General features: G+C 64.5%; 23 protein-coding genes. 15 read left to right on the plus strand and 8 right to left on the minus strand.

The window, feature by feature from the left end; translation table 11 throughout:
• Positions 1-3: 3 nt before the first annotated feature.
• Both RLDS_RS49590 and RLDS_RS49595 read right to left on the minus strand, forming a co-directional pair.
• Positions 4-2,895: a CHAT domain-containing tetratricopeptide repeat protein gene (locus RLDS_RS49590; RefSeq protein WP_021227880.1), complete on the minus strand. Its 2,892-nt coding sequence runs from the start codon at positions 2,893-2,895 to the stop codon at positions 4-6.
• 59 nt (positions 2,896-2,954) lie between these two features.
• Entirely contained in the window at positions 2,955-4,475 is a 1,521-nt protein-coding gene (locus tag RLDS_RS49595; RefSeq protein ID WP_031298876.1) for a cysteine--tRNA ligase, read from the minus strand.
• A 300-nt stretch (positions 4,476-4,775) separates the two neighbouring features.
• Between RLDS_RS49595 and RLDS_RS49600 the strand changes: the two genes are divergently transcribed.
• Together RLDS_RS49600 and RLDS_RS49605 are read left to right on the plus strand one after the other, a co-directional pair.
• Positions 4,776-5,486, plus strand: a complete 711-nt coding sequence (locus tag RLDS_RS49600) for a Bax inhibitor-1/YccA family protein (RefSeq protein ID WP_021227882.1) — start codon at positions 4,776-4,778, stop codon at positions 5,484-5,486.
• Positions 5,486-5,770, plus strand: coding sequence for a TFIIB-type zinc ribbon-containing protein (locus RLDS_RS49605; RefSeq protein WP_031298878.1), 285 nt, complete (start codon positions 5,486-5,488; stop codon positions 5,768-5,770). The genes RLDS_RS49600 and RLDS_RS49605 overlap by 1 nt, the downstream gene beginning before the upstream one ends.
• Before the next feature lie 27 nt (positions 5,771-5,797).
• Here RLDS_RS49605 and RLDS_RS49610 read toward each other — a convergent pair whose 3' ends face one another.
• Positions 5,798-6,160 (minus strand): PilZ domain-containing protein, encoded by a 363-nt coding sequence (locus RLDS_RS49610; protein WP_021227884.1) that lies wholly within the window; start codon positions 6,158-6,160, stop codon positions 5,798-5,800.
• 270 nt (positions 6,161-6,430) lie between these two features.
• Between RLDS_RS49610 and RLDS_RS49615 the strand changes: the two genes are divergently transcribed.
• Both RLDS_RS49615 and RLDS_RS49620 read left to right on the plus strand, forming a co-directional pair.
• Complete coding sequence (locus tag RLDS_RS49615; protein ID WP_021227885.1) at positions 6,431-8,827, plus strand: membrane-bound PQQ-dependent dehydrogenase, glucose/quinate/shikimate family; 2,397 nt, start codon at positions 6,431-6,433, stop codon at positions 8,825-8,827.
• A gap of 93 nt (positions 8,828-8,920) precedes the next feature.
• Positions 8,921-9,667, plus strand: coding sequence for an SDR family NAD(P)-dependent oxidoreductase (locus RLDS_RS49620; protein ID WP_021227886.1), 747 nt, complete (start codon positions 8,921-8,923; stop codon positions 9,665-9,667).
• Between the two features lie 19 nt (positions 9,668-9,686).
• Here the strand turns inward: RLDS_RS49620 and RLDS_RS49625 are convergent, their stop codons facing one another.
• Positions 9,687-9,905, minus strand: a complete 219-nt coding sequence (locus RLDS_RS49625; protein ID WP_021227887.1) for a hypothetical protein — start codon at positions 9,903-9,905, stop codon at positions 9,687-9,689.
• A gap of 596 nt (positions 9,906-10,501) precedes the next feature.
• On the opposite strand from RLDS_RS49625, the gene RLDS_RS49630 reads away from it, so the two are divergent.
• Positions 10,502-11,101 carry a glycine zipper 2TM domain-containing protein gene (locus RLDS_RS49630; protein ID WP_021227888.1) on the plus strand — a complete coding sequence of 200 codons (600 nt, stop codon included), beginning with the start codon at positions 10,502-10,504 and terminating at the stop codon, positions 11,099-11,101.
• Between the two features lie 45 nt (positions 11,102-11,146).
• On the opposite strand, the gene RLDS_RS0128845 is transcribed toward RLDS_RS49630, so the two are convergent.
• Both RLDS_RS0128845 and RLDS_RS49635 read right to left on the minus strand, forming a co-directional pair.
• On the minus strand, positions 11,147-11,740 hold the full coding sequence (locus RLDS_RS0128845; protein ID WP_021227889.1) for a thermonuclease family protein: 594 nt from the start codon (positions 11,738-11,740) through the stop codon (positions 11,147-11,149).
• A gap of 174 nt (positions 11,741-11,914) precedes the next feature.
• A complete protein-coding gene (locus RLDS_RS49635) occupies positions 11,915-12,223 on the minus strand; it encodes a hypothetical protein (protein WP_021227890.1) in 309 nt (102 codons plus the stop codon).
• A 135-nt stretch (positions 12,224-12,358) separates the two neighbouring features.
• Here RLDS_RS49635 and RLDS_RS0128850 point away from each other — a divergent pair, with 135 nt between their 5' ends.
• Genes RLDS_RS0128850 through RLDS_RS49655 form a run of 5 tightly spaced genes read left to right on the plus strand, consistent with a single transcriptional unit; the run spans position 12,359 to position 15,323 of the window.
• Positions 12,359-12,739, plus strand: coding sequence for a RidA family protein (locus tag RLDS_RS0128850; RefSeq protein WP_031298880.1), 381 nt, complete (start codon positions 12,359-12,361; stop codon positions 12,737-12,739).
• Positions 12,740-12,754: 15 nt separating this feature from the next.
• Complete coding sequence (locus tag RLDS_RS49640; RefSeq protein ID WP_021227892.1) at positions 12,755-13,111, plus strand: ArsC family reductase; 357 nt, start codon at positions 12,755-12,757, stop codon at positions 13,109-13,111.
• A 38-nt stretch (positions 13,112-13,149) separates the two neighbouring features.
• Entirely contained in the window at positions 13,150-14,160 is a 1,011-nt protein-coding gene (locus RLDS_RS49645; protein ID WP_408021189.1) for a glycerophosphodiester phosphodiesterase, read from the plus strand.
• 39 nt (positions 14,161-14,199) lie between these two features.
• On the plus strand, positions 14,200-14,625 hold the full coding sequence (locus RLDS_RS49650) for an RrF2 family transcriptional regulator (protein WP_021227894.1): 426 nt from the start codon (positions 14,200-14,202) through the stop codon (positions 14,623-14,625).
• Positions 14,626-14,663: 38 nt separating this feature from the next.
• Positions 14,664-15,323, plus strand: coding sequence for an MBL fold metallo-hydrolase (locus RLDS_RS49655; RefSeq protein WP_021227895.1), 660 nt, complete (start codon positions 14,664-14,666; stop codon positions 15,321-15,323).
• Position 15,324: 1 nt separating this feature from the next.
• Here the strand turns inward: RLDS_RS49655 and RLDS_RS49660 are convergent, their stop codons facing one another.
• Entirely contained in the window at positions 15,325-15,756 is a 432-nt protein-coding gene (locus tag RLDS_RS49660; protein WP_021227896.1) for an MAPEG family protein, read from the minus strand.
• A gap of 220 nt (positions 15,757-15,976) precedes the next feature.
• Between RLDS_RS49660 and rpmF the strand changes: the two genes are divergently transcribed.
• The 5 genes from rpmF (at position 15,977) to RLDS_RS49675 (ending at position 19,042) form a co-directional block, all read left to right on the plus strand.
• The gene (rpmF, locus tag RLDS_RS0128855) at positions 15,977-16,156 is read left to right on the plus strand and encodes a 50S ribosomal protein L32 (RefSeq protein WP_031298882.1); all 180 of its coding nucleotides are present in this window, start codon (positions 15,977-15,979) and stop codon (positions 16,154-16,156) included.
• A 68-nt stretch (positions 16,157-16,224) separates the two neighbouring features.
• On the plus strand, positions 16,225-17,250 hold the full coding sequence (gene plsX / locus RLDS_RS49665) for a phosphate acyltransferase PlsX (RefSeq protein ID WP_031298884.1): 1,026 nt from the start codon (positions 16,225-16,227) through the stop codon (positions 17,248-17,250).
• Positions 17,247-18,227, plus strand: a complete 981-nt coding sequence (locus RLDS_RS49670; protein WP_021227898.1) for a beta-ketoacyl-ACP synthase III — start codon at positions 17,247-17,249, stop codon at positions 18,225-18,227. The genes plsX and RLDS_RS49670 overlap by 4 nt, the downstream gene beginning before the upstream one ends.
• Before the next feature lie 94 nt (positions 18,228-18,321).
• Entirely contained in the window at positions 18,322-18,612 is a 291-nt protein-coding gene (locus tag RLDS_RS0128860; RefSeq protein ID WP_031298885.1) for an integration host factor subunit alpha, read from the plus strand.
• Positions 18,613-18,700: 88 nt separating this feature from the next.
• Positions 18,701-19,042, plus strand: coding sequence for a MerR family transcriptional regulator (locus tag RLDS_RS49675; RefSeq protein ID WP_021227900.1), 342 nt, complete (start codon positions 18,701-18,703; stop codon positions 19,040-19,042).
• Positions 19,043-19,059: 17 nt separating this feature from the next.
• Here the strand turns inward: RLDS_RS49675 and RLDS_RS49680 are convergent, their stop codons facing one another.
• Positions 19,060-19,602: a SixA phosphatase family protein gene (locus RLDS_RS49680; protein WP_021227901.1), complete on the minus strand. Its 543-nt coding sequence runs from the start codon at positions 19,600-19,602 to the stop codon at positions 19,060-19,062.

The following is a 19,602-nucleotide window of genomic DNA, read 5'->3' on the forward strand; positions in this document are numbered from 1 at the left end:
CCTTTATCGACCGATCAGGATGAACGGCGCCCAGATAAAGGGCTGCGCCGCGTCCGGCCGGCCGGACCGCATCAGCTTGAGCATCGCCTTTTGCAACGCCACCGCGCGCGTCAGCCCACGGTCCGCGCCCTTCACCGTTTCCAGCGTCACGAAGGCGCTGGCATCGTCGCGCACCGGCCAGTGCGACACCAGCAGCGCGCCCGCACCGGCATAGCGGAACGCTTGCGCCAACCCTGAATAAGCGGGCGCCTGCGCCGTCTCCCCCGCCGCCGTGTTGCAGGCGGACAGGATCACCCAGTCCGCGCCGATCCGCATCGTCGCCACTTCCGACGCAGTCAACAGCCCGTCATCCGTTCCGTCGGGAGACAGCAACAGCGCCGGTTCGGTCAACCCCTCTATCTCGCCGCTGACCAGCCCGTGCGTCGCGAACAGCATGACGCCGTAGGACGTGAGATCGTTTCGCCGCAGCGCCGCCTCGGTGGCTTGCGCGCCTGTCAGCAGCGTGGCCCGCGCCCGACCGAACTGATCCGCCACCGCCTGCAATTCCGCTGACGATCCGGGCAGGGCTGGCAGCGCCGAAAGCGTCGCCGCTGCCCCACCGCGAAACGGGCCGCCCGCCGTGGTCGCCAGCATCAATGCCGCGCCGGGGCCATTGGGTGCGCCAATGCCCAGGAAACGCTGACCCTTCAACGCTGTCAGGCGTGTTGGCGCAGGGGTGGTGAGGAAGCCGGGCTGCACCGTCAAGGCAAAGCGACGGATCAGCCAGGGGGTGTCCGGGCGCGCCATTGTCACCTGCTGTTGCGTCAGCATGGCAAAGGGGAGCGAGGCAAAGGCGCCGGTCGGGACGATCCGCAAGGACCGGGTTCTGGCAAGCACGGCCTCTATACCCGGCGTCAGGATGTGCGCATGGAGCTGATAGGCGGCCTGTCCGTCAAAGCCCTCCGGTGATAGCCCGTCGCGCAGTCGCCCCACCAATGCGACCAGATCGGCCCGGCTCCTCTTCGCGCGCTCGATCCGCACGGCGTCATGGCTTATGGCCAGCATGTAGACACCACTGAAGCCTGGCATAACCGCCAGATAGGCTTCCCGCTTGCCCAGTTCGCGGCGCAGCGCCGCCAGGTCCGGTTGCTCCGCCCCGCGTGCTTCCGCCCAGCGGGGAAAGTCGCGGGCGATCGCGCTCTGTTCGGCCGCCATGGCCGCAGCGGCGGCCGCACGCCGGTCGCGCGCGTCGGCAACGCCGCTATCGACCGCCAGCGCCTTCAGCAGGGCGCGGTCCGCTTCTTCCAACGCTCTGCCGCGATCCTGCAAACCCCGTACCCGGGCCGCTAACGCAGGATCCTGGACCAGTCGCTGCGCGACCAGCCGGTTGGCCTGGGCAATGCGCGAAGCGGCCATGACGGCCATCGCGTTCAGCGCGAGTTCGCCGTCCTCGGTCGTTGCTGCCGCCTCCAACGCCATGTCGAGCGCCAGCCGCTGTTCCTCATCCAATTCCCCGTCATTGTTGACCGCAGCATCGGCGCGCACCACCGCCACGACCCGTCGCGCGCTTTCGCCGATATTCCGCCCCTCCGGCGCGGTCCGCGCCACCAGCATCGCCGCCATTGCCAGTGGCAAGGCAGGCGCGTTGTCCAGCTGGGCGCTTTCCGTCGCATAGGCGGCGGCGGCGTCGCGCGCCGCATCCATCCGCCCCGCCTCGACCAAAGCGGCGATGAGATAGGGGTAGGCGCGCTGGCCGATATCCCTGTCCTTGTCGGACCCGGCCTTCACTCGGTCCAACGCGGCGCTCAGCCTTGTGATCGCTTCGTCGTGACGCCCTTCGGCAAGGCTTGCCGCGCCAGCCCAGGCAAGCGCGCGCGCGGATTGCGGGCTATTCTCGCCCTCCAGCGCCCGAAAGCCGCGCTCGGCCTCCATGAACAGTGGCCCGGCGTCGGCATAACGCTCCATCGACAACAGCACGGACCCCAGATTTTGCAGGGCGAAGTGAAAATACAGGCTGTCCGTCCCCACCGTCTCCCGCTTGATGGCGATGGCGCGCCGTAGATAGTCGAGGCTCTCGGCGCGTCGCCCGGTCCGCGACAGCAACAGCCCCAGCGCCTCCAGCGCCCGGGCATAATTGGGATGCTTGCGGTCGACATGATCGGTCCCGATCTCGACCGCCAACCGCGCATAATGTTCGGCCTCCTCGATTCGGTCGACGCGCTGGAGCATCTGGGCGTAGGTATAATAAGCGCCAAGCGCGTCGGCGCTGTTCGGCCCCACCGCCGCGATGCGCGCGTCCATGCAGGCCTTCTGCGCCACCACCGCTTCGGCATTGCGGCCAAGGCGCATCAGCGCCTGCGCGTGGATGAAGGCGATGTTGGACCGCAGCATGTGCACGTCCCGGTCGATCCCTTCAGGGGGCAGACTGGCGACATAGCCGTCCATGGCGCGGCTGGCCTGCGCCAGCGTCTCCGCGCCGCCCGATACGTCGCCCAGCGCCATTTGCGCATAGCCCTTGACCGACTGCCCCTGCATCCAGGCGATGGGATAGGCGTCCGCAAAGGGTGCCAGCAGGGTCAGGCTCTCGCTCGATCGGCGCAGCGCATCGGCATTTTTGCCGTCCAGCTGGTCCATCGATGCCAGCATGACGAGCGCGACACCGCCAAGCGGATGGGGGTGCCCTTTGACCCGGCTCTTGAGCGCGGCGTCATGCAGCCGCATCCACGCGTCGCGGGTCCGCTGCGACATGGACAGCGCATAATCGTCGCTATCATAGAGGGTCGATGCGGCCGCCTCCAGCCGGTAAAGCGCCGCGTGACGGGGATCGCTCGTCGAAAATGCCGGCGTCTTCGCCAGGGTCGGCGACGCAGCCAGCAATGATCCCAGCAATAGCCCAAGGCGCGTCAATCGCTTCATCACCGCCCCCGCTCAGTGATTTGACCCCTTCGTCCTTTGCGGCCGCGCTGCCCCCGCCGTCAAGCGCCGAGCGCAGGCCGCCAGTCCCAGCGCAGCGGGTCGCCGTCCATCACTTCAATGCCTTGCGCGACCAACTCATCCCTGATCCTGTCCGACAGGGCAAAATCCTTGTTCGCGCGAGCGGCCGAGCGGCGTTCCAGTTCCGCATCCACCTGATCGGCGGTCAACAGCGCATCTTTAGGGCGCACCCGCAGGTCCGCGCGCGCCAGGCTCAGCAGATTTAGGCCCAGCGCCTGGTCGAACGCGGCGATGAGGCAGAGCTTTTCATCCGCCGGCACTTTTTTCACCGCAATCGCCTCTTCCAGCAACGGCAGTGCGCGAGGCGTCATCAGATCATCGCTAATGGCCGCGTCGAACTGTTCGAGCAGCGGCGTCAGCTTGGGATGCAGATTGGCGCGCAGATAGTCGAGCCGGGGCGACTGCCAAGTCACCCCTTCCGCGCGCGACTTCAATCCCTCCACGCCCATCACCAGCCGCTTTAGCCGCGTGAGGGCGGCCGCCAGATTGTCGCCGCTGAACTCCAGTTCGCTGCGATAATGCGCGCCCAGGCACAGCAGGCGATAGGCGAGGGGGTGCACGCCCGCGTCGATCAGGCTGAACAGCGTCGTGAAGCCGCCCTTGGACTTCGACATCTTCCCCTGTCGATCGACCAGGAAATTATTGTGCATCCACCAGCGCGCCCCGGTGAAACCCGCTTCGACAGCGCCAACCTCCGGGCCGCAGCAGACGTGGAAGGCCTGATTCTGCGCGATCTCATTGGGGTGATGGATTTCGCGATGGTCGATGCCGCCGGTATGAATGTCGAAGGGCTGGCCAAGGCGCGCCTGGGACATGACCGAACATTCCAGATGCCAGCCGGGCGCGCCCTTGCCCCATGGGCTGTCCCATTCCATCTGCCGCTGTTCGCCCGGCGGCGATTTGCGCCAGATCGCGAAATCGCTGGGGTTGCGCTTGCCCGCGACGGGGTCGATCCGCGCATGCGCCGCATCGTCGCGGCCCCCGGCCAGCGCGCCATAGTCGGGCACGCTGCTGCTGTCGAAATAGAGGCCGCTGTCCAGCTCATAGCAATGATCGGGCGCGATTTTTTCCGCGAACGCGATCATCTGCGGGACATAGTCCGTCGCGACCGTCCATTCGCTGGGTGCAATGATATTGAGGTCAGCGACATTCTGCTTGAACGCTTGCGTATAATGGGCGGCGATGTCCCAAATGCTCTGGGCGCTGGCCCGCGCGGCCGCCTCCATCTTGTCATCGCCCGCGTCGGCGTCGCTGGTCAGATGGCCGACATCGGTAATGTTGATGATGTGCGTGACCGCCAGCCCTTTCCACAGCAGCGCCCGGCGCAACGTGTCGGTGAAGACATAGGCGCGCAAATTTCCGATATGGGCATAGTTATAGACGGTGGGGCCGCAGCTATAGACGCGCGCATGGCCGTCCTCGATCGGAGCGAACGGCGCGATGGCCCGCGTCAGGCTGTTGAACAGGCGCAGCGGCGCAGCGATAGGCTGGTCATCGGACATGCGGCCAGCCATGTCGCGAGACGCGGGCGGGGTCAATCCTCCGAACTGGAATGCGCCTTTGTAATATAATGTTGCGAGAGCGCGCGACATCTTGCGGCGGTGCATGTCGTGCCCGATATTGTCTGTGCGGGCCGGGCCCCTCTGGCGACGCGGATGTTCACCCCCTTGCATCCCGTCGCGATGTCGGACCGCATCGGGTGTGCCCGGTGCAGGTTTTGTGGCGTTTTGCCCCCTCACTTGCCACAGAAGACCGCGCCGGGCTCACTCGAACCAGTTCGATTGGATGGAGTGAGTTTGCACATGAATAATCCCGTTCGCATGCCGGGCTATGGCGCCAGCCGGTCGGTCGACACCGATGCCGGTCTGCGCGCGCATATGCTGGGCGTTTTCCGCAACATGGGTCTTGGCCTGGTCATCACCGGTCTGGTCGCCGCACTGGTCGGCAATACCCCGGCGCTCGCCGCCGCCATCTACGGCACGCCGCTCAAATGGGTGGCGATCTTCGCGCCGCTCGCCTTCGTGTTTTTCTTCAGCTTCCGCATCGAAAAGATGACGACATCAGGCGCGCGCACCGCTTTCTGGGCCTTTGCCGCGGTGATGGGCGTGTCGCTGGGCAGCATCTTCCTCGTCTTCACCGGCGGCAGCATCGCGCAGGCCTTTTTCTCGGCCGCAGTCATGTTCCTCGCCATGGCGCTGTGGGGCTATACGACGCAGCGTGACCTGACGAAGATGGGCAGCTTCCTGATCATGGGCCTGATCGGCATTATCGTCGCCAGCCTCATCAACCTTTTCATCGGCTCGTCGGCAATGGCGATGGTCATCTCGATCATTGGCGTGGTGGTCTTCACCGGCCTCACCGCTTGGGACGTGCAGCGCATCAAATCGGACTATTTCTACTATGCGGGCCAGGAAGTCGCGCAGAAGATGCAGGTCATGGGCGCGCTGTCGCTTTACCTAAACTTCGTCAATCTGTTCCAGATGCTGCTCAGCCTGACGGGTGAGCGCGAATGATGCGGGACGCGGCGCAGGTGTCCGCCATGCTCTGCCCGGTTTGTCATGTCGGCCTCGCCATGACGGATCGGCAGGGCGTAGAGATCGACTATTGCCCGCAATGCCGAGGCGTGTGGCTGGACCGGGGCGAACTGGACAAGATCATCGAGCGATCGGCGGCCGGCATGACGCCGCCTGCGTCTGCCGCCCAACCCAGCTACCGCCCCGACCGCGCGCATTATGATCATGGTCCAGGCTTCCAGAAGAAGCGCAAGAAAAGCTTCCTCGAAGAATTGTTCGATTAAGCCGCGTCCGTCGATGGGCAGGCAGTGTTAGCGGGTCGGTTCTAGCCGCAGGCGCGCTGCCTGGTTCATCATGTCCTCGATCCGCGCGGCGCCATCGACATTGGCGCGGATGATTTGCCAGGGATCGACGCTCTGCGCGAACCGCATGCCGCACAGATCACCGCGCGACCACATGATACGCGCTTCCATGTCGATATCCTTGGCCTTCAGCCGCACCGTGTTGCCGATGCGGAAGCCGTCGCGATGTTCCAGCAGGCACCCGCCGGCCGACACATCGCCCACGATAACCTTGCGGCAATCGTCGCCCTCGATCAATTCTGCTTCGAACGCGGTGACGAAGCGCGCATGACGACGCCGATCGAAACGTGCCGCCAAATCCGTGATAGTCATCGTTCCGCACCTCCGAAAATACGCCGGCAGCCCATAGGCGCCATAGTGGCAAGGCCGCGAATCTGCCAATCAATCCTTAACAACTGGTAACTTCGCGCGATTGTCGCGGCCGGTCGAGTGTCTGGCGCGGGCAGGCGAAAAAGCGCCATGAAACGACGCTGCTGATGGCTCAGCCGCCGGAACCTGCCGAGATAATCTCGGTCAAAAAGGAACTGATCGCGCCCTGATCGCTTCTGCGATCATCCCCCCAGACACAAAGGAGCAACAAATATGGGCAGCGCGCGTCCCATGGGCCGGACATCCATCGCGGCCATGATCCTGGGCGGGGTCATCGCCCTTATAGGTCTGGTGCTGGCTGGGGGCGGAGCATGGCTGCTGATCGAGGGGGGCTCTGCTTATTACCTGATCACCGGCGTCGCGATGCTGATATCGGGCGTGCTGCTGATCCGCGGGCGCATGGCGGGCGCTTGGCTGTATGTCGCCATCTTCCTTGCCACGGTGGTCTGGGCCTTGTGGGAAGTGGGAACAAGTCCGTGGGCGCTGGTGCCGCGCGTCGTTGCCCCGCTGGTGCTGCTGGTCGCCGTGCTGCTGGTCATGCCGACATTGACCCGGAGGCCGGGGCGCTGGACATGGGCTGGCATTGGCGTAGTCGGGACTATTGCGATCGCCACGATCTTCGGCTGGAGCATTGCGGGCAATTATATCCCGCCAGTCAATGGCCAGTTGCCCGGCGCGCGCTATGCCATGACCGATCCGTCGCTGGGGCAGGTGGGCAATGACTGGCCGGCCTATGGCGGCACGTACAGCGCGCGCCGCTATTCGCCGCTGGCGCAGATCACGCCGGCCAATGTCGGCGAACTGAAGCGGGCCTGGACCATCCATACCGGAGATATGCCCAGCGCTGCGGCGAAGGGCACCTATGGCGCGGAAACGACGCCACTCAAGATCGGCAATACGCTTTATCTGTGTACGCCAAAAAGCATGGTGCTGGCGCTCGATCCGGTGACGGGCAAGCAGAAATGGCGCTTTGACCCGGGCGTCAAGGACGACGCCATTCCCTATACTGCCGCCTGCCGTGGCGTGAGCTATTATCAGGTGCCCGGCGCAGCGGCCGATACGCCCTGTGCGCAGCGCATCATTCTGGGCACGCTGGACGCGCGGATCATCGCGCTCGATGCACGGACGGGTCGGCAATGCCGGGATTTCGGGCAAAATGGCCAGGTGCGCATCACCGACGGTATGGGGCAGGTGAGCCCCGGCTATGTGTCGATCAATTCGCCGCCCACTATCGTGCAAGGCGTGGTCGTGACCGGCCATCAGGTGCTTGACGGCCAGAGCCGCTGGGAGCCATCGGGCGTCATTCAGGCCTATGATGCGGTGACGGGCAAAATGCGCTGGGCCTGGGACATGATGCACCCTGAACGCAGCGGTCCGCCGCCCGCCGGCCAGACCTATACGCGCGGCACGCCAAATATGTGGACCATCGCATCGGGCGACGAGAAACTGGGTCTTGTCTACCTGCCGATGGGCAATGCGTCGGCCGACTATTATAGCAGCCTGCGCCGCCCGGAGGAAAATCGCTATGCGACGTCGCTGGTCGCGATCGACGTCAAGACGGGGAAACCGCGCTGGACCTTCCAGGCGGTGAAGAAGGATGTGTGGGACTATGATTTCGGCGCGCAGGCGACGCTGGTTGACTTTCCCACGTCCAACGGATCGGTGCCCGCGATGGTGCTGCCCAGCAAGCAGGGCGACATCTACGTGCTTGATCGCCGCACCGGCCGGCCGCTGACGCCGATCGGCCAGATCAAGGCGCCAGGCGGTGGCGTCGAGCCGCAGGATCGCGCCCCGACCCAGCGAGTGTCGCTCTATCATAATCTGCGCAAGCCCGACCTCACCGAAAAGGATATGTGGGGCATGTCGCCGATCGACCAGATGATTTGCCGCATCCAGTTCCGCAAGGCGAGCTACAAGGGCTTCTTCACGCCGCCCGAGGCCGACCGACGGTCGATCGAATATCCCGGCTATAATGGCGGGACCGACTGGGGCGGTATCGCAGTCGACCCGGCGCGTGGGGTGATCGTCGCCAATTATAACGACATGCCCAACTATGTCCGGCTGGTGCCGCGCGCCAAGGCCAATGAACTGGGCTGGGCGCCGCGCAATCAGGCGCGGGGCAAGATTGGCGGCGCGGAAGGGGCTGGCGACCCGCAGGCGCATACCCCTTATGCGATCGACGTCAATGCGGGCTGGCGGCTGAAATTTACCGGCATGTTGTGCAAGCAGCCCCCTTATGGCGGCATCCGGGCCATCGATTTGGCCACCGGCCGCACCATCTGGGACCGCCCATTCGGCACGGCGCGCACCAATGGCCCCTTCGGCATCCCCTCCATGCTGCCGCTGACCATTGGCACGCCCAATAATGGCGGCGCGGTCGTCACCAAAAGCGGCCTCATCTTCATCGCCGCCGCCACCGACAATCTGATCCGCGCCATAGACCTGCGAACCGGCAAGACGCTGTGGTCCGATACGCTGCCGGGCGGCGGGCAGGCGACGCCGATGACCTATAGCCAGAATGGCAAGCAATATCTGGTCATCATGGCGGGCGGACATCATTTCATGGAAACGCCGGTCAGCGATCAACTGGTCGCCTATGCTCTGCCCTGAGCGGTTGTTTCCGGCGCTTTGCTGCGCCACATAGGCGTGACGATGCGCGGGGATGGCGTTACCCCCCCCCCGCTTGGCCAATCAGGAGATCGCATGACAGACAGGACCGTCCTCATCACCGGCGCGACCGCAGGCATTGGTGAAGCAGCTGCGCGCGCTTTTGCCCAGGCGGGATGGCGCGTGATCGGTACGGGCCGTCGGGCGGATCGGCTGGAGGCGCTCGCGGCGGAGATCGGCCCGCAGATGCACAGCCTAGCCTTCGACATGCGTGATGAGGCGGCGATCGATGAGGCGCTGGCGTCGCTGCCGCCGGAATTTCAGGGCATCGACCTGTTGATTAATAACGCGGGACTGGCGCTGGGGACCGCGCCTGCGCAGCAGGCGGACTTGGCGCAATGGCGGCAGATGATCGACACCAATATCAGCGGCCTTATCGCCATGACTCACAAGCTGCTGCCGCGTCTGGTCGAGCGCACGGGCGCGATCATCAACCTGAGCTCAGTGGCGGCGACCTATCCCTATCCCGGCGGCAATGTCTATGGCGGGACCAAGGCGTTCGTGCAGCAATTTTCGCTGGGCCTGCGATCCGATCTGCACGGCACGGGGGTGCGTGTCACCTCGATCGAGCCGGGCATGGTCGAAACCGAATTTACCCTGGTGCGCACCGGCAGCCAAGCCGCGTCCGACACGCTTTACGGTGGCGCTGACCCGATGACGGGGGAGGATATTGCCCAGACCCTGCTTTGGGTCGCAACCCTGCCGCCCCATCTCAACATCAATCGGCTGGAACTGATGCCGGTCAGCCAGTCCTTCGCCGGATTTCAGGTCGCGCGGGAGTAATAGGCTGGGCCGGTTGCAGTCAGGCGCAAAGCCCCTCCGCCTCCTCGACATGCAGCGGTTCCTGCTCCTTGGGCATGGTGAGCGCCTTGCCATAGGGAAAGTGCAGGCCGGAAACCTGTAGCGCCTGCGCATAGAAGTCCCACCACTGCATCGTCATCTGCCAGGGCATTTGCCAAAGCTGAAAGAGCGGGCTCCAGCCGTCAGCAGCAGGATCATCCTCGAAACGGGCTATGGTCATGCGTCGTCTCCTTGTGAGTCGTACTTATATCATGACCGGAAGGCGGCCCGACCTATGATGTTCCCCATATCCCCAAAAAATCGGATGGCCCGAGGGGGTGAGCGCGTATTCTGGTCCAAAACGGAGCAAATTGCCGCCAATTTGGCGGTAAGGGCGATAAGGTCGCGCCATGCCACTCTCCGGACCGATCCGCCACGCTTATATCTGCCATATCTGTGGCAGCGATCATGTGGCGCGCGATGCGCGGGCCATTTGGGATGTCGCGGCATAGAATTGGGTGATCGAAACGCTGTTCGATCAGGCCCATTGCCATCATTGTAACGATCGTACGCAGGCACAGCGTGTCGTGCTGAGCAGTCCAAACACCTTTGCGGCGCCCGAGCGGGGCGGCGATTGAAGTTGTGACCATGCTATGGGCGCACCGGGCACGCTCCTTCCCTCGGTCGCTGGGCGCAGGCCGTTCTGACCCATTGTAGAGTAAGGCAAAGCCAGTTCGCACTGTCCCTTGCCTGAACAGTCGGTTTTGTGACGTTCATGCAACATGTTTCAAAAGCGGGAGTTCTCAACCCATGACATGATTCAAGGAGCTTCGAGCCATGATGAACCCGTTCAAGCGCGTCCTTGCGGCGCTGTCTCTGGGCGCAATGACCCTGACCGGCATCACCGCCGCGCCTGCACTGGCCCAACCGGGCCACAAGGCACGCGAGCATCGCAGGGATGTTCGCGATGCCCGCCGGGATTATCGCCGCGACAGTCGCCAGGCGCAGCGGCGCTATGTGCAGGATCAACGCCGCGCGCAGCGTGACTATCGCCGGGACGTGCGTGAGGCGCGACGCGACTGGCGGGGCGACCGTCGCGCCAACTACCGCCGGCCCGGCCGCGTCGTCTATCGCTATGATTGGAACCGGCCTGACCCGCGCTATGGTCGCTTCTATCGTCCGGACCGCTATTATCGGACCGGCTACGCGCCGATCCGGGTCGATCGCCGCACGCGCATCTATCGCGGTTATGACGATCGCTATTATTGCCGCCGTTCGGACGGAACGACCGGCCTGATTGTCGGCGCCGCGCTCGGCGGCTTGCTGGGCAGCCAGATCGACCGGGGTCAGTCCAACATAGCGGGCGTTCTCATCGGCGGTGGCGCTGGCGCCCTGCTAGGCCGGGAAATTGATCGGGGCGGATTGAACTGTCGCTGAGGCGACGGCGCGAGAAGGGGTCGGGTTTCGTGACGCCTTCCCGCTTCAACACCAGGGATGGCGCGCGCCATCCCATTCTCGCGCCAGCCCCTCGGCGACCAACATGCCCCCGATCGACTCTCCGCTGCGCGTGACGATGCGGAGCGAGCGGCCATAGCGATCCGTGTCGCGCTCGCCCCGCTCCAGCGAAAATGCGCCCGCGTTCATCAGGCTCTGCAATCGGCGAGTCGCTTGCGCGCCCAGCGCCGCTTCGGCCGGGCAGCGGGGGCCATGGGTTTCAGGCGTGTCGATATCGGCGATGCGATATTTCGTCCCCTGAAACCAGAATGTGTCGCCATCGACGACACAATTGATGCCGCCGCCGCTGTGGCATAAACCGAAGGTTGCGGTCAGCATGTCGGGAGGTGCGGCGAGGGAGACGGCAGGACTATCATTTTGCCAAGTCATGTCCAGCCAGACCGGGCCATACCAGCCAAGCAGCAGGCCGATGCACAGCATATAAACGACCGACGGTCCGCTGACCCCTCGTTCGACCCGCCTCGGGCGAAGCCTGGCAGCGGCCCCGCTGCGTGACCAGATGTCGCGATGATTGTCGGCAAGCCGATGCCGTTTATTGTTGCGAGAAAATCCTGTCGCCATGGTCCCGCTTTGCCATGGCAGGACCAAATAAGGCGTTAAGACCGCGCCATCTTAACGCCAGCATGGGTGGGACCGGGGAGATGCGGCATGATATCTGCCCGGCGCCGTGTGCGCGCCGCTGCGCAAGCATCCAAAATGGACGAGAACGGCAATCCCGCCTCCCCCTTGGGATGCTTAAGGCATTCCATCCTCATCGCCCGCGTCTTCCGTCGCGCCCAGAATGTCTTCTTCATCGTCCATCTGCGGCTCGCCGGCATAGGCATCCATGTCGATCCGGCCCGAGCGGTTCATCGCGTTCATCTTTTCCACCAGATCCTCTTTATCGTCGGGCACCAGCTGCGCCGGATCGGTCCTGCCGCCGCGTTCGCTGTCTTCGCTGAGGTCGATGCTGCGGGTGGCGGCGTCATCGGCCACATCCTGCGCTTGGGTGCCGGCTTCGGCCTGTTCGCTATTCTCTTCCAGCTCGCGCTCGGGGCGGTCCATGATGCGTCTCCTGTCAACTATACGGCCTTCATGAACGGCCGGCAGCGGCCGCTGTTCCGGGAAAAGCGCTGGACAGCGAAGGGAGGAGGGGGCAAAGCGCCTCGCGATCCTTTCGCACTGCAGCAGGAAACCCCCATGCCTCGCCAGCTCATTTCCTCCGGCTCGCCTTTCGAGGCGCAGGTCGGCTATTCGCGTGCCGTCGTCCAGGGCGATTGGTGTTTCGTCGCCGGCACGACCGGCACGGACCCGAACACCAAGACGATGCCTGATGACGTGGTCGAGCAAGGGCGCAACGCGCTGCGGACTATCGGAAGGGCGCTGGAGGAGGCGGGCTTTTCCTTCGCGGATGTGGTGCGCGTCACTTATTATATCACCGACGCCGCCTATTGGGACGTGATGGGCGACATCGCCGGCCCCGTCTTCGGCGACATCCGTCCCGCGGCAAGCTGCGTCATCGCAGGGCTGGTCAAGCCGGAAATGAAGATTGAGATCGAAGTCACCGCGTTCAAAGGGTGACAGGAGCACAGCATCATGATTACCATGTACGGCATCAAGAATTGCGACACCATCAAGAAGGCCCGCAACTGGCTGGACAATGAGCGCGTCCCCTACAGCTTCCACGACTATAAGGTGTCGGGCGTCGACAAGGGCCGGCTGGAGGAATGGGTGATGGAGCATGGCTGGGAAACCATCCTCAACCGCTCCGGCACGACCTTCAAGGCGCTGGATGCGGGCGACAAGGCGCATATCGATGCGGACAAGGCGATCTTGCTGATGATGGCCAACCCCTCCATGATCAAGCGCCCGATCCTGGACACTGGCAAGGGCACGATCGTCGGGTTCAAGGCGACGACCTATGAAAATGCGCTGCACGGCGTGAAGGCGTGAGCATGCGGGGGCTGGCGCAATTAGGGCTGATTGTTCTGATGAGTCTCCTCCCTTTCTCGATGCTTCGGGCGGCGCCGGGCGCTGAACCCATCATCATCGCACATCGCGGCGCGAGCGGCGAGCGGCCCGAACATACGCTGGCCGCCTATGAGCGCGCGATCGACCAGGGCGCGGATTATATCGAACCCGATCTGGTGCTGACCAAGGACGGGGTGCTGGTCGCCCGCCATGAAAATGAGATTGGCGGAACGACGGACGTCGCCGATCATCCCGAATTTGCCGATCGCAAGACGACCAAGGTCATCGACGGCGTCGAAATGGCGGGCTGGTTCATCGAGGATTTCACCTTGGCGGAACTGCGCACATTGCGCGCGCGCGAACGCCTTCCCGACCTGCGTCCGGCCAACAAGCGCTATGATGCGCTCTACCAAATTCCGACATTCGAGGAGATTCTGAAGCTGGTCCGCGCCAAGGAGGCGGAGACTGGCCGGCGTATCGGCCTCTATCCCGAAACCAAGCATCCCAGCTATTTTGCGGGCATCGGTCTGCCCCATCAGGCGCCCTTGCTCGATCTGCTCAGCCGCTATGGCTATATGACGCAGGCCGATCCGGTCTTCATCCAGTCGTTCGAGGTCGGCAATCTGAAGGCGCTGCGCGCCGCCACGCGGCTGCGCCTTATCCAATTGGTCGATGCGCAGGGCGGGCCAGCCGATATGCCCGGCACTAGCTATGACGACATGCTGACGGTGCAGGGCCTGACGGAGATTGCGACCTATGCCGACGGCATCGGCCCGTCCGCCGCGCTGGTGATCGCACCCGAAGGCGCGACGGCGCTGGTCGGCCGCGCGCATGACGCAGGCTTGCAGGTCCATGTCTGGACGCTGCGAATGGAAAACCCCTTCCTGCCCGCCCAATATCAGCGCGGCGACGATCCCGAAGGGCGCGGCGACTTTGCCGGCTATGTGCGTGCGATCGTCGCGGCCGGGGTCGACGGCTTGTTCACCGACTTTCCGGAGCAGGCACGCGCGGCGATGACGGCCGCGCCCTAAGCGCTTGTCAAAAGGCGGTAGGGCGCGAATAACGGGGCCATGCTGTCCCAGAAGACCCGTTACGCCATCCGCGCCCTCCAGCATCTTGCCGACCGCTACCGCCAGGGCCCCGTGCCGTTGAACGAGATCGCGACGCAGCAGAATATTCCGGCCAAATTCCTGACCGTGATCCTGTCCGAATTGTCGCGTGAAGGGCTGGTGGCGACGCAGCGGGGCAGGGACGGCGGCTATTGGCTGGCGCTGGCGCCGGTCGATGTGAGCTATGGCGATATCGTCCGGCTGACCCGCGGCTCTCTGGCTCTGACCCCCTGCGCCAGCCGCTTCGCGCATGAAAGCTGCACCAACTGCCTGCCCGAAAGCGAGTGCCGGCTCCATCGGATCATGCTGCGCGTGCGCGACGAGACGGCCAAGGTGCTGGACGGCATCAGCCTGGCCGAGCCGATCCCGCTGGGGGCGGAGGGCTGACCCTTGCGCCGCGCGCGTGGTTTCGCCACATCGGGGGCATGACCAACCCGCCGCTCAAAGCCGCCCTGATCCCCGTCACACCGTTGCAGCAGAATTGCACGCTCTTCTGGTGCACGGACACGATGCGCGGCGCTTTCGTCGATCCGGGCGGCGACCTGCCGATGCTCAAGAAAGCGGCGCAGCAGCATGGCGTGACCATCGAAAAGCTGCTCATCACCCATGGCCATATCGACCATTGCGGCCAGGCGGGCGTTCTGGCGCGCGATCTGGGGGTTCCGATTGAGGGGCCGCATGAGGAGGACCGGTTCTGGATCGAGCGGCTGGCGCAGGATGGCGAGCGCTGGAACGTGCCGGGGGAGAGTTTCGAGCCTGACCGCTGGCTGGCGGATGGCGACCAGGTGACGGTCGGCCATCTGACGCTGGACGTCTATCATTGCCCTGGCCACACGCCCGGCCATGTCGTGTTCCACCATGCGCCCAGCAAGCTGGCGATCGTGGGCGACGTGCTGTTCCAGGGGGCGATCGGCCGCACCGATTTCCCGCGCGGCGATCATCAGCAATTGATCGACGCCATCACCGGCAAATTATGGCCGCTGGGCGGCGAAACCGCTTTCGTCCCCGGTCATGGGCCGATGAGCAATTTCGCCCATGAACGCCGCACCAATCCGTTCGTCGCCGATTCGGTGCTGGCGCGCTGACCTAGACCTGCGCGGCCAAAGCGGGCGGCACGGGAACCTCGCGGGTCTGCTGATAGGCCAGAGCCAGCGCTGCGCCTGCGAGCACCAGCATGACGCCCCAGGTGACGAGCGCTCCACCCGCGCGCCAGGCGGTCGGCTTGTCCGCGTCCATGCCGATGCCATGGGCGACACGCGCCAATATATAGGCCAACGCCCCCATCCACAGCCAGAGCGAAGGCCCGGCCGCCAGTTCGATCAACGCAAAGAGGATGAGGACGATCGGCGTATATTCGATGAAATTGGCATGCGCCCGCATCCGTTTGGCGAGCAGCGCGTGACCGGCGTCGCCATGCATGATCTTGTCCGAAATGCGGAACCGCGCGCAGCGAATCGCAAGCCACAGATTGAGCAGCGCGCAGGCGGCGGCAAAGGTCAATGTGATCGGCAACAGCATCCGGCATTCCCCCTGTATCTGGATGCGCGCACCCTATCGCGCGGGCCAGGCCGGGCAAGCGCAAAGGAAGGAAGGGGTTGCGTGACCGGCAAAAAGCGCTATAGGCGCATGGCTTCGCGATCACCCGGGCCGCATGGGTCTGCGGCGCCGTTGGCGTCGGCATCCCATCGGAAACCGGCCAGTCGCACAACCAGATCATTATACGGAACAAGGTGCCGACATGGCTGTCCCCAAGCGGAAAACTTCTCCCTCCCGTCGCGGCATGCGCCGCAGCCATGACGCGCTGCGCGTCGAGGCTTATCAGGAATGCTCCAACTGCGGTGAACTCAAGCGTCCGCACAATCTGTGCGACGCCTGCGGGCACTATAACGGCCGCGAAGTCGTCGCCGTCGGGGCCTGAGCCCATTCTCTACTCCGCAAAGGGGTGACCTGACAGTGTCCAGACAACCGCGAATCGCAATCGACGCGATGGGCGGGGACGAAGGCGTGCGTGTGATGATGGCCGGGGCCGCTTTGGCCCGCCATCGTCACGAAGGCCTGCGGTTCACCCTGTTCGGCGACGAAGCGCGGATCAAGGCCGCGCTCGACCGTCATCCCAATTTGCGGGCGGCGTCGGATGTAGTGCATAGCGACAGCGTCGTGGATGGGTCGGACAAGCCAAGCGTCGCTGTTCGCAAAAAGACCAGCTCCATGGCGATGGCGATCGCCGCAGTGAAGGCGGGCGAGGCCGGCGCGGCAGTGTCCGCCGGCAATACCGGCGCGCTGATGGCGATGGCGAAGCTGGCGCTGCGCACCATGCCCGGCGTCGACCGGCCAGCGCTGGCGGCAATGCTGCCCACGCTGGGCGACAATGACGCCATCATGCTGGATCTGGGCGCGAACACCGAATGTGATGCGCGCAACCTCGTCCAGTTCGCGGTGATGGGCGCAGCCTATGCCCGGATCGCCTTCGACCTTGACCGGCCCCGAGTGCGCCTGCTCAACATCGGCACCGAGGAGCTGAAGGGCACCGACGAAATTCGCGATGCCGCCGCCGTGCTGCGCGCCGCCAATGACCTCTCGCTCCAGTTCGACGGCTTCACCGAAGGCGACAAGATCGCGCGCGGTGACAGCGACGTGATCGTGTGCGACGGTTTTTCCGGCAATGTCGCGCTCAAGACGGCTGAAGGCACGGCCCGCTTCGTGACCGATGTGCTGCGCAAGGCCTTTACCAGCTCGATCCGGTCCAAGATCGGCTTCCTGATTTCAAAGCCGGCCATGTATATGCTCAAGCATCATCTGGACCCGAATAATCATAACGGCGCGGTGTTCCTGGGCCTCAACGGCGTCGTGGTGAAAAGCCATGGCAGCGCGGACGAAAAGGGCGTCGCCAATGCCGTCCATGTCGCGGCGCGCCTGCTGGAAGAAGATATCACCCGCCGCATCGCCGCCGATATGGCGGGCGTCGAAGGACTGGGCGCCGTCGCATCGAAGCTGGAGCAGCCCGTCAAGTGATCCGTCGTTCCATTCTCCTGGGGACAGGTTCCGCCCTGCCCAAGCGTGTCGTCACCAATGCCGAACTGACCGAGACGGTGGACACCAGCGACGAGTGGATTGTCGAGCGCACGGGCATCCGCATGCGCCATATAGCGGGCGAGGGGGAAACCACCGCCACGCTGGCGACTGACGCCGCCAAGGCCGCGCTCGACGCTGCTGGCCTCGCCGCGCAGGACGTCGACCTCATCATCCTGGCGACTGCGACGCCCGACCAGACCTTTCCCGCCACCGCGACCAAGGTGCAGGCAGCGCTGGGCATTGATGATTGTGTCGCCTTCGACGTCGCGGCGGTGTGTTCGGGCTTTCTTTACGCCGTCACCGTCGCTGACAGCATGATCCGGTCCGGCGCGGCCCAGCGCGCACTGGTGATCGGATCGGAAACCTTCAGCCGGATTCTCGACTGGGAAGACCGTACGACCTGCGTCCTGTTCGGCGACGGCGCGGGCGCGATCGTGCTGGGGGCGGAGGAAAGCGCCACCACTGATCCCCGTTCCGCGCGCGGCATCCTGGCATCGAAACTGCATGCCGATGGCCGGCACAACCAGCTTCTCTACGTCGATGGCGGCCCGTCGACCACTGGCACGGTCGGCAAGCTGCGCATGAAGGGGCAGGAAGTGTTCCGCCATGCCGTGGTCAATCTGGCGTCGGTGCTGAACGAAGTCATGAGCATGGCTGGCCTGGCCGCAAGCGACATCGACTGGCTGGTGCCGCATCAGGCCAATGCCCGCATTCTCGATGCGACCGCCCGCAAGCTCAAGCTGCCTGCCGAGCGTGTGATCGTGACGGTCGATCGGCACGCCAATACATCGGCCGCGTCGGTTCCGCTGGCGCTTGACCTGGCTATGCGCGACGGGCGGATCAAGGCGGGTGACCTTGTCGTGCTGGAAGCCATGGGCGGCGGCTTTACCTGGGGTGCCTGCGTCCTTCGCCTATGACCATTGGTGCGGCTTGCCGAATCAGCGGGAATCGGTCAAATTTGCCGCTGGTCATCGGGGGGTGACTGATGCAATCGGTCGAGAGGGGACCAATATGGGCGAAACAAGCACATTGACGCGGGCGGATCTGGCGGAAAGCCTCAATCGCCATGTCGGATTGTCGCGCGCGGAAGCGGCGGCGTTGGTCGAATCCATCCTGGACCATATGTCTGACGCGCTGGAGCGCGGCGAAAATGTGAAGATTTCCAGCTTTGGCACGTTCGTGCTGCGGGACAAGACCCAGCGCATGGGCCGCAATCCCAAGACCGGTGTCGAAGTGCCGATCGAGCCGCGCCGGGTGCTGACGTTCCGCGCCAGTCAGACCATGCGCGACCGCGTCGCCTGACAAGCGCAGGATTATCCGCCGCTTTTCCCTGCCAGACGCCGTCGGTTGCAGTTGACGCCCCTGCGTGGTTGGGTGCACCATTGCCGGCATGGAAAAGGCGGAGGGGGCATTTCTGACGATCAGCGAGTTGTCCGCTGAACTCGACGTGCCCCAACATATCCTGCGCTATTGGGAAACGCGTTTCCCCGCGTTACGGCCGCTGCAACGCGCGGGCAACCGCCGCTATTACCGACCCGACGACGTGCAACTGGCACGGCGCATCCATCATCTGTTGAGCGTCGAGGGCTTCACGGTCAAGGGCGCGCAAAAGGCGCTAAGCGAGGGGGAGGGGCGCACGCCGCCGCCTCCGCCAAATGATGTTGCACCCGAAACCCTGCTCAGCCAGTTGGAAATGGTGCGCGCCATGCTGGCGCGGGCGCTTGGTGTCTGACCGACCGGCGCGCTGGCTCAGCGTGTCTCTGGCCCCAGCGCAGGATCAAGGTCCCGCGGCCGCGTGAAGCTCTTGAGCGTGGCGACGCCGGGCCGCGCATCGGTCCAGCGGTCGATCGCCAGTTCCATGACGGCCAGGCTGGCGGTGGGGAATTTGACCTCCACATCATCGCGTAGCGCGCTGTCACCATCGTCGGGCACCAGATCGAGGATCAGTTCCTCAAAGCCGGGATTGTGACCTGACATGAGCGCGGCCTCGACCGTCTCCGGCAGGTCGCGGACCACATCGAACAGCGTCGCGGACGAGGCCAGATAGATGCGCCGGTCCCAGCGCGCCTCCAGCGTTTCGCCATAGCCGGTGAAAAAAGCGTCCAGCGTCTGCACCACGCGTTCCGCGGGGGAGGCTACCAGCAGGTCGAAACGCATCGACTGGCGGGCGGCGAACTGCCCCATCAGTCGTGCGGCCTTTTCGCCACGCTCGTTGAGCGGGCGATCGAAATCGCGCGCGACCGGATCGTCCCAATCGGACTTTGCGTGGCGCAACAGGGTCAGCCGCTTCAT

The organism is Sphingobium lactosutens DS20, from assembly GCF_000445105.1.
GTDB lineage: Bacteria > Pseudomonadota > Alphaproteobacteria > Sphingomonadales > Sphingomonadaceae > Sphingobium > Sphingobium lactosutens.

Coding starts and splice junctions, on each gene's coding strand:
- RLDS_RS49590 (WP_021227880.1), bottom strand. CDS start 2,895: ATGAAGCGATTGACGCGCCTTGGGCTATTGCTGGGATCATTGCTGGCT.
- RLDS_RS49595 (WP_031298876.1), bottom strand. CDS start 4,475: ATGTCCGATGACCAGCCTATCGCTGCGCCGCTGCGCCTGTTCAACAGC.
- RLDS_RS49600 (WP_021227882.1), top strand. CDS start 4,776: ATGAATAATCCCGTTCGCATGCCGGGCTATGGCGCCAGCCGGTCGGTC.
- RLDS_RS49605 (WP_031298878.1), top strand. CDS start 5,486: ATGCGGGACGCGGCGCAGGTGTCCGCCATGCTCTGCCCGGTTTGTCAT.
- RLDS_RS49610 (WP_021227884.1), bottom strand. CDS start 6,160: ATGACTATCACGGATTTGGCGGCACGTTTCGATCGGCGTCGTCATGCG.
- RLDS_RS49615 (WP_021227885.1), top strand. CDS start 6,431: ATGGGCAGCGCGCGTCCCATGGGCCGGACATCCATCGCGGCCATGATC.
- RLDS_RS49620 (WP_021227886.1), top strand. CDS start 8,921: ATGACAGACAGGACCGTCCTCATCACCGGCGCGACCGCAGGCATTGGT.
- RLDS_RS49625 (WP_021227887.1), bottom strand. CDS start 9,905: ATGACCATAGCCCGTTTCGAGGATGATCCTGCTGCTGACGGCTGGAGC.
- RLDS_RS49630 (WP_021227888.1), top strand. CDS start 10,502: ATGATGAACCCGTTCAAGCGCGTCCTTGCGGCGCTGTCTCTGGGCGCA.
- RLDS_RS0128845 (WP_021227889.1), bottom strand. CDS start 11,740: ATGGCGACAGGATTTTCTCGCAACAATAAACGGCATCGGCTTGCCGAC.
- RLDS_RS49635 (WP_021227890.1), bottom strand. CDS start 12,223: ATGGACCGCCCCGAGCGCGAGCTGGAAGAGAATAGCGAACAGGCCGAA.
- RLDS_RS0128850 (WP_031298880.1), top strand. CDS start 12,359: ATGCCTCGCCAGCTCATTTCCTCCGGCTCGCCTTTCGAGGCGCAGGTC.
- RLDS_RS49640 (WP_021227892.1), top strand. CDS start 12,755: ATGATTACCATGTACGGCATCAAGAATTGCGACACCATCAAGAAGGCC.
- RLDS_RS49645 (WP_408021189.1), top strand. CDS start 13,150: ATGAGTCTCCTCCCTTTCTCGATGCTTCGGGCGGCGCCGGGCGCTGAA.
- RLDS_RS49650 (WP_021227894.1), top strand. CDS start 14,200: ATGCTGTCCCAGAAGACCCGTTACGCCATCCGCGCCCTCCAGCATCTT.
- RLDS_RS49655 (WP_021227895.1), top strand. CDS start 14,664: ATGACCAACCCGCCGCTCAAAGCCGCCCTGATCCCCGTCACACCGTTG.
- RLDS_RS49660 (WP_021227896.1), bottom strand. CDS start 15,756: ATGCTGTTGCCGATCACATTGACCTTTGCCGCCGCCTGCGCGCTGCTC.
- rpmF (WP_031298882.1), top strand. CDS start 15,977: ATGGCTGTCCCCAAGCGGAAAACTTCTCCCTCCCGTCGCGGCATGCGC.
- plsX (WP_031298884.1), top strand. CDS start 16,225: ATGGGCGGGGACGAAGGCGTGCGTGTGATGATGGCCGGGGCCGCTTTG.
- RLDS_RS0128860 (WP_031298885.1), top strand. CDS start 18,322: ATGGGCGAAACAAGCACATTGACGCGGGCGGATCTGGCGGAAAGCCTC.
- RLDS_RS49675 (WP_021227900.1), top strand. CDS start 18,701: ATGGAAAAGGCGGAGGGGGCATTTCTGACGATCAGCGAGTTGTCCGCT.
- RLDS_RS49680 (WP_021227901.1), bottom strand. CDS start 19,602: ATGAAGCGGCTGACCCTGTTGCGCCACGCAAAGTCCGATTGGGACGAT.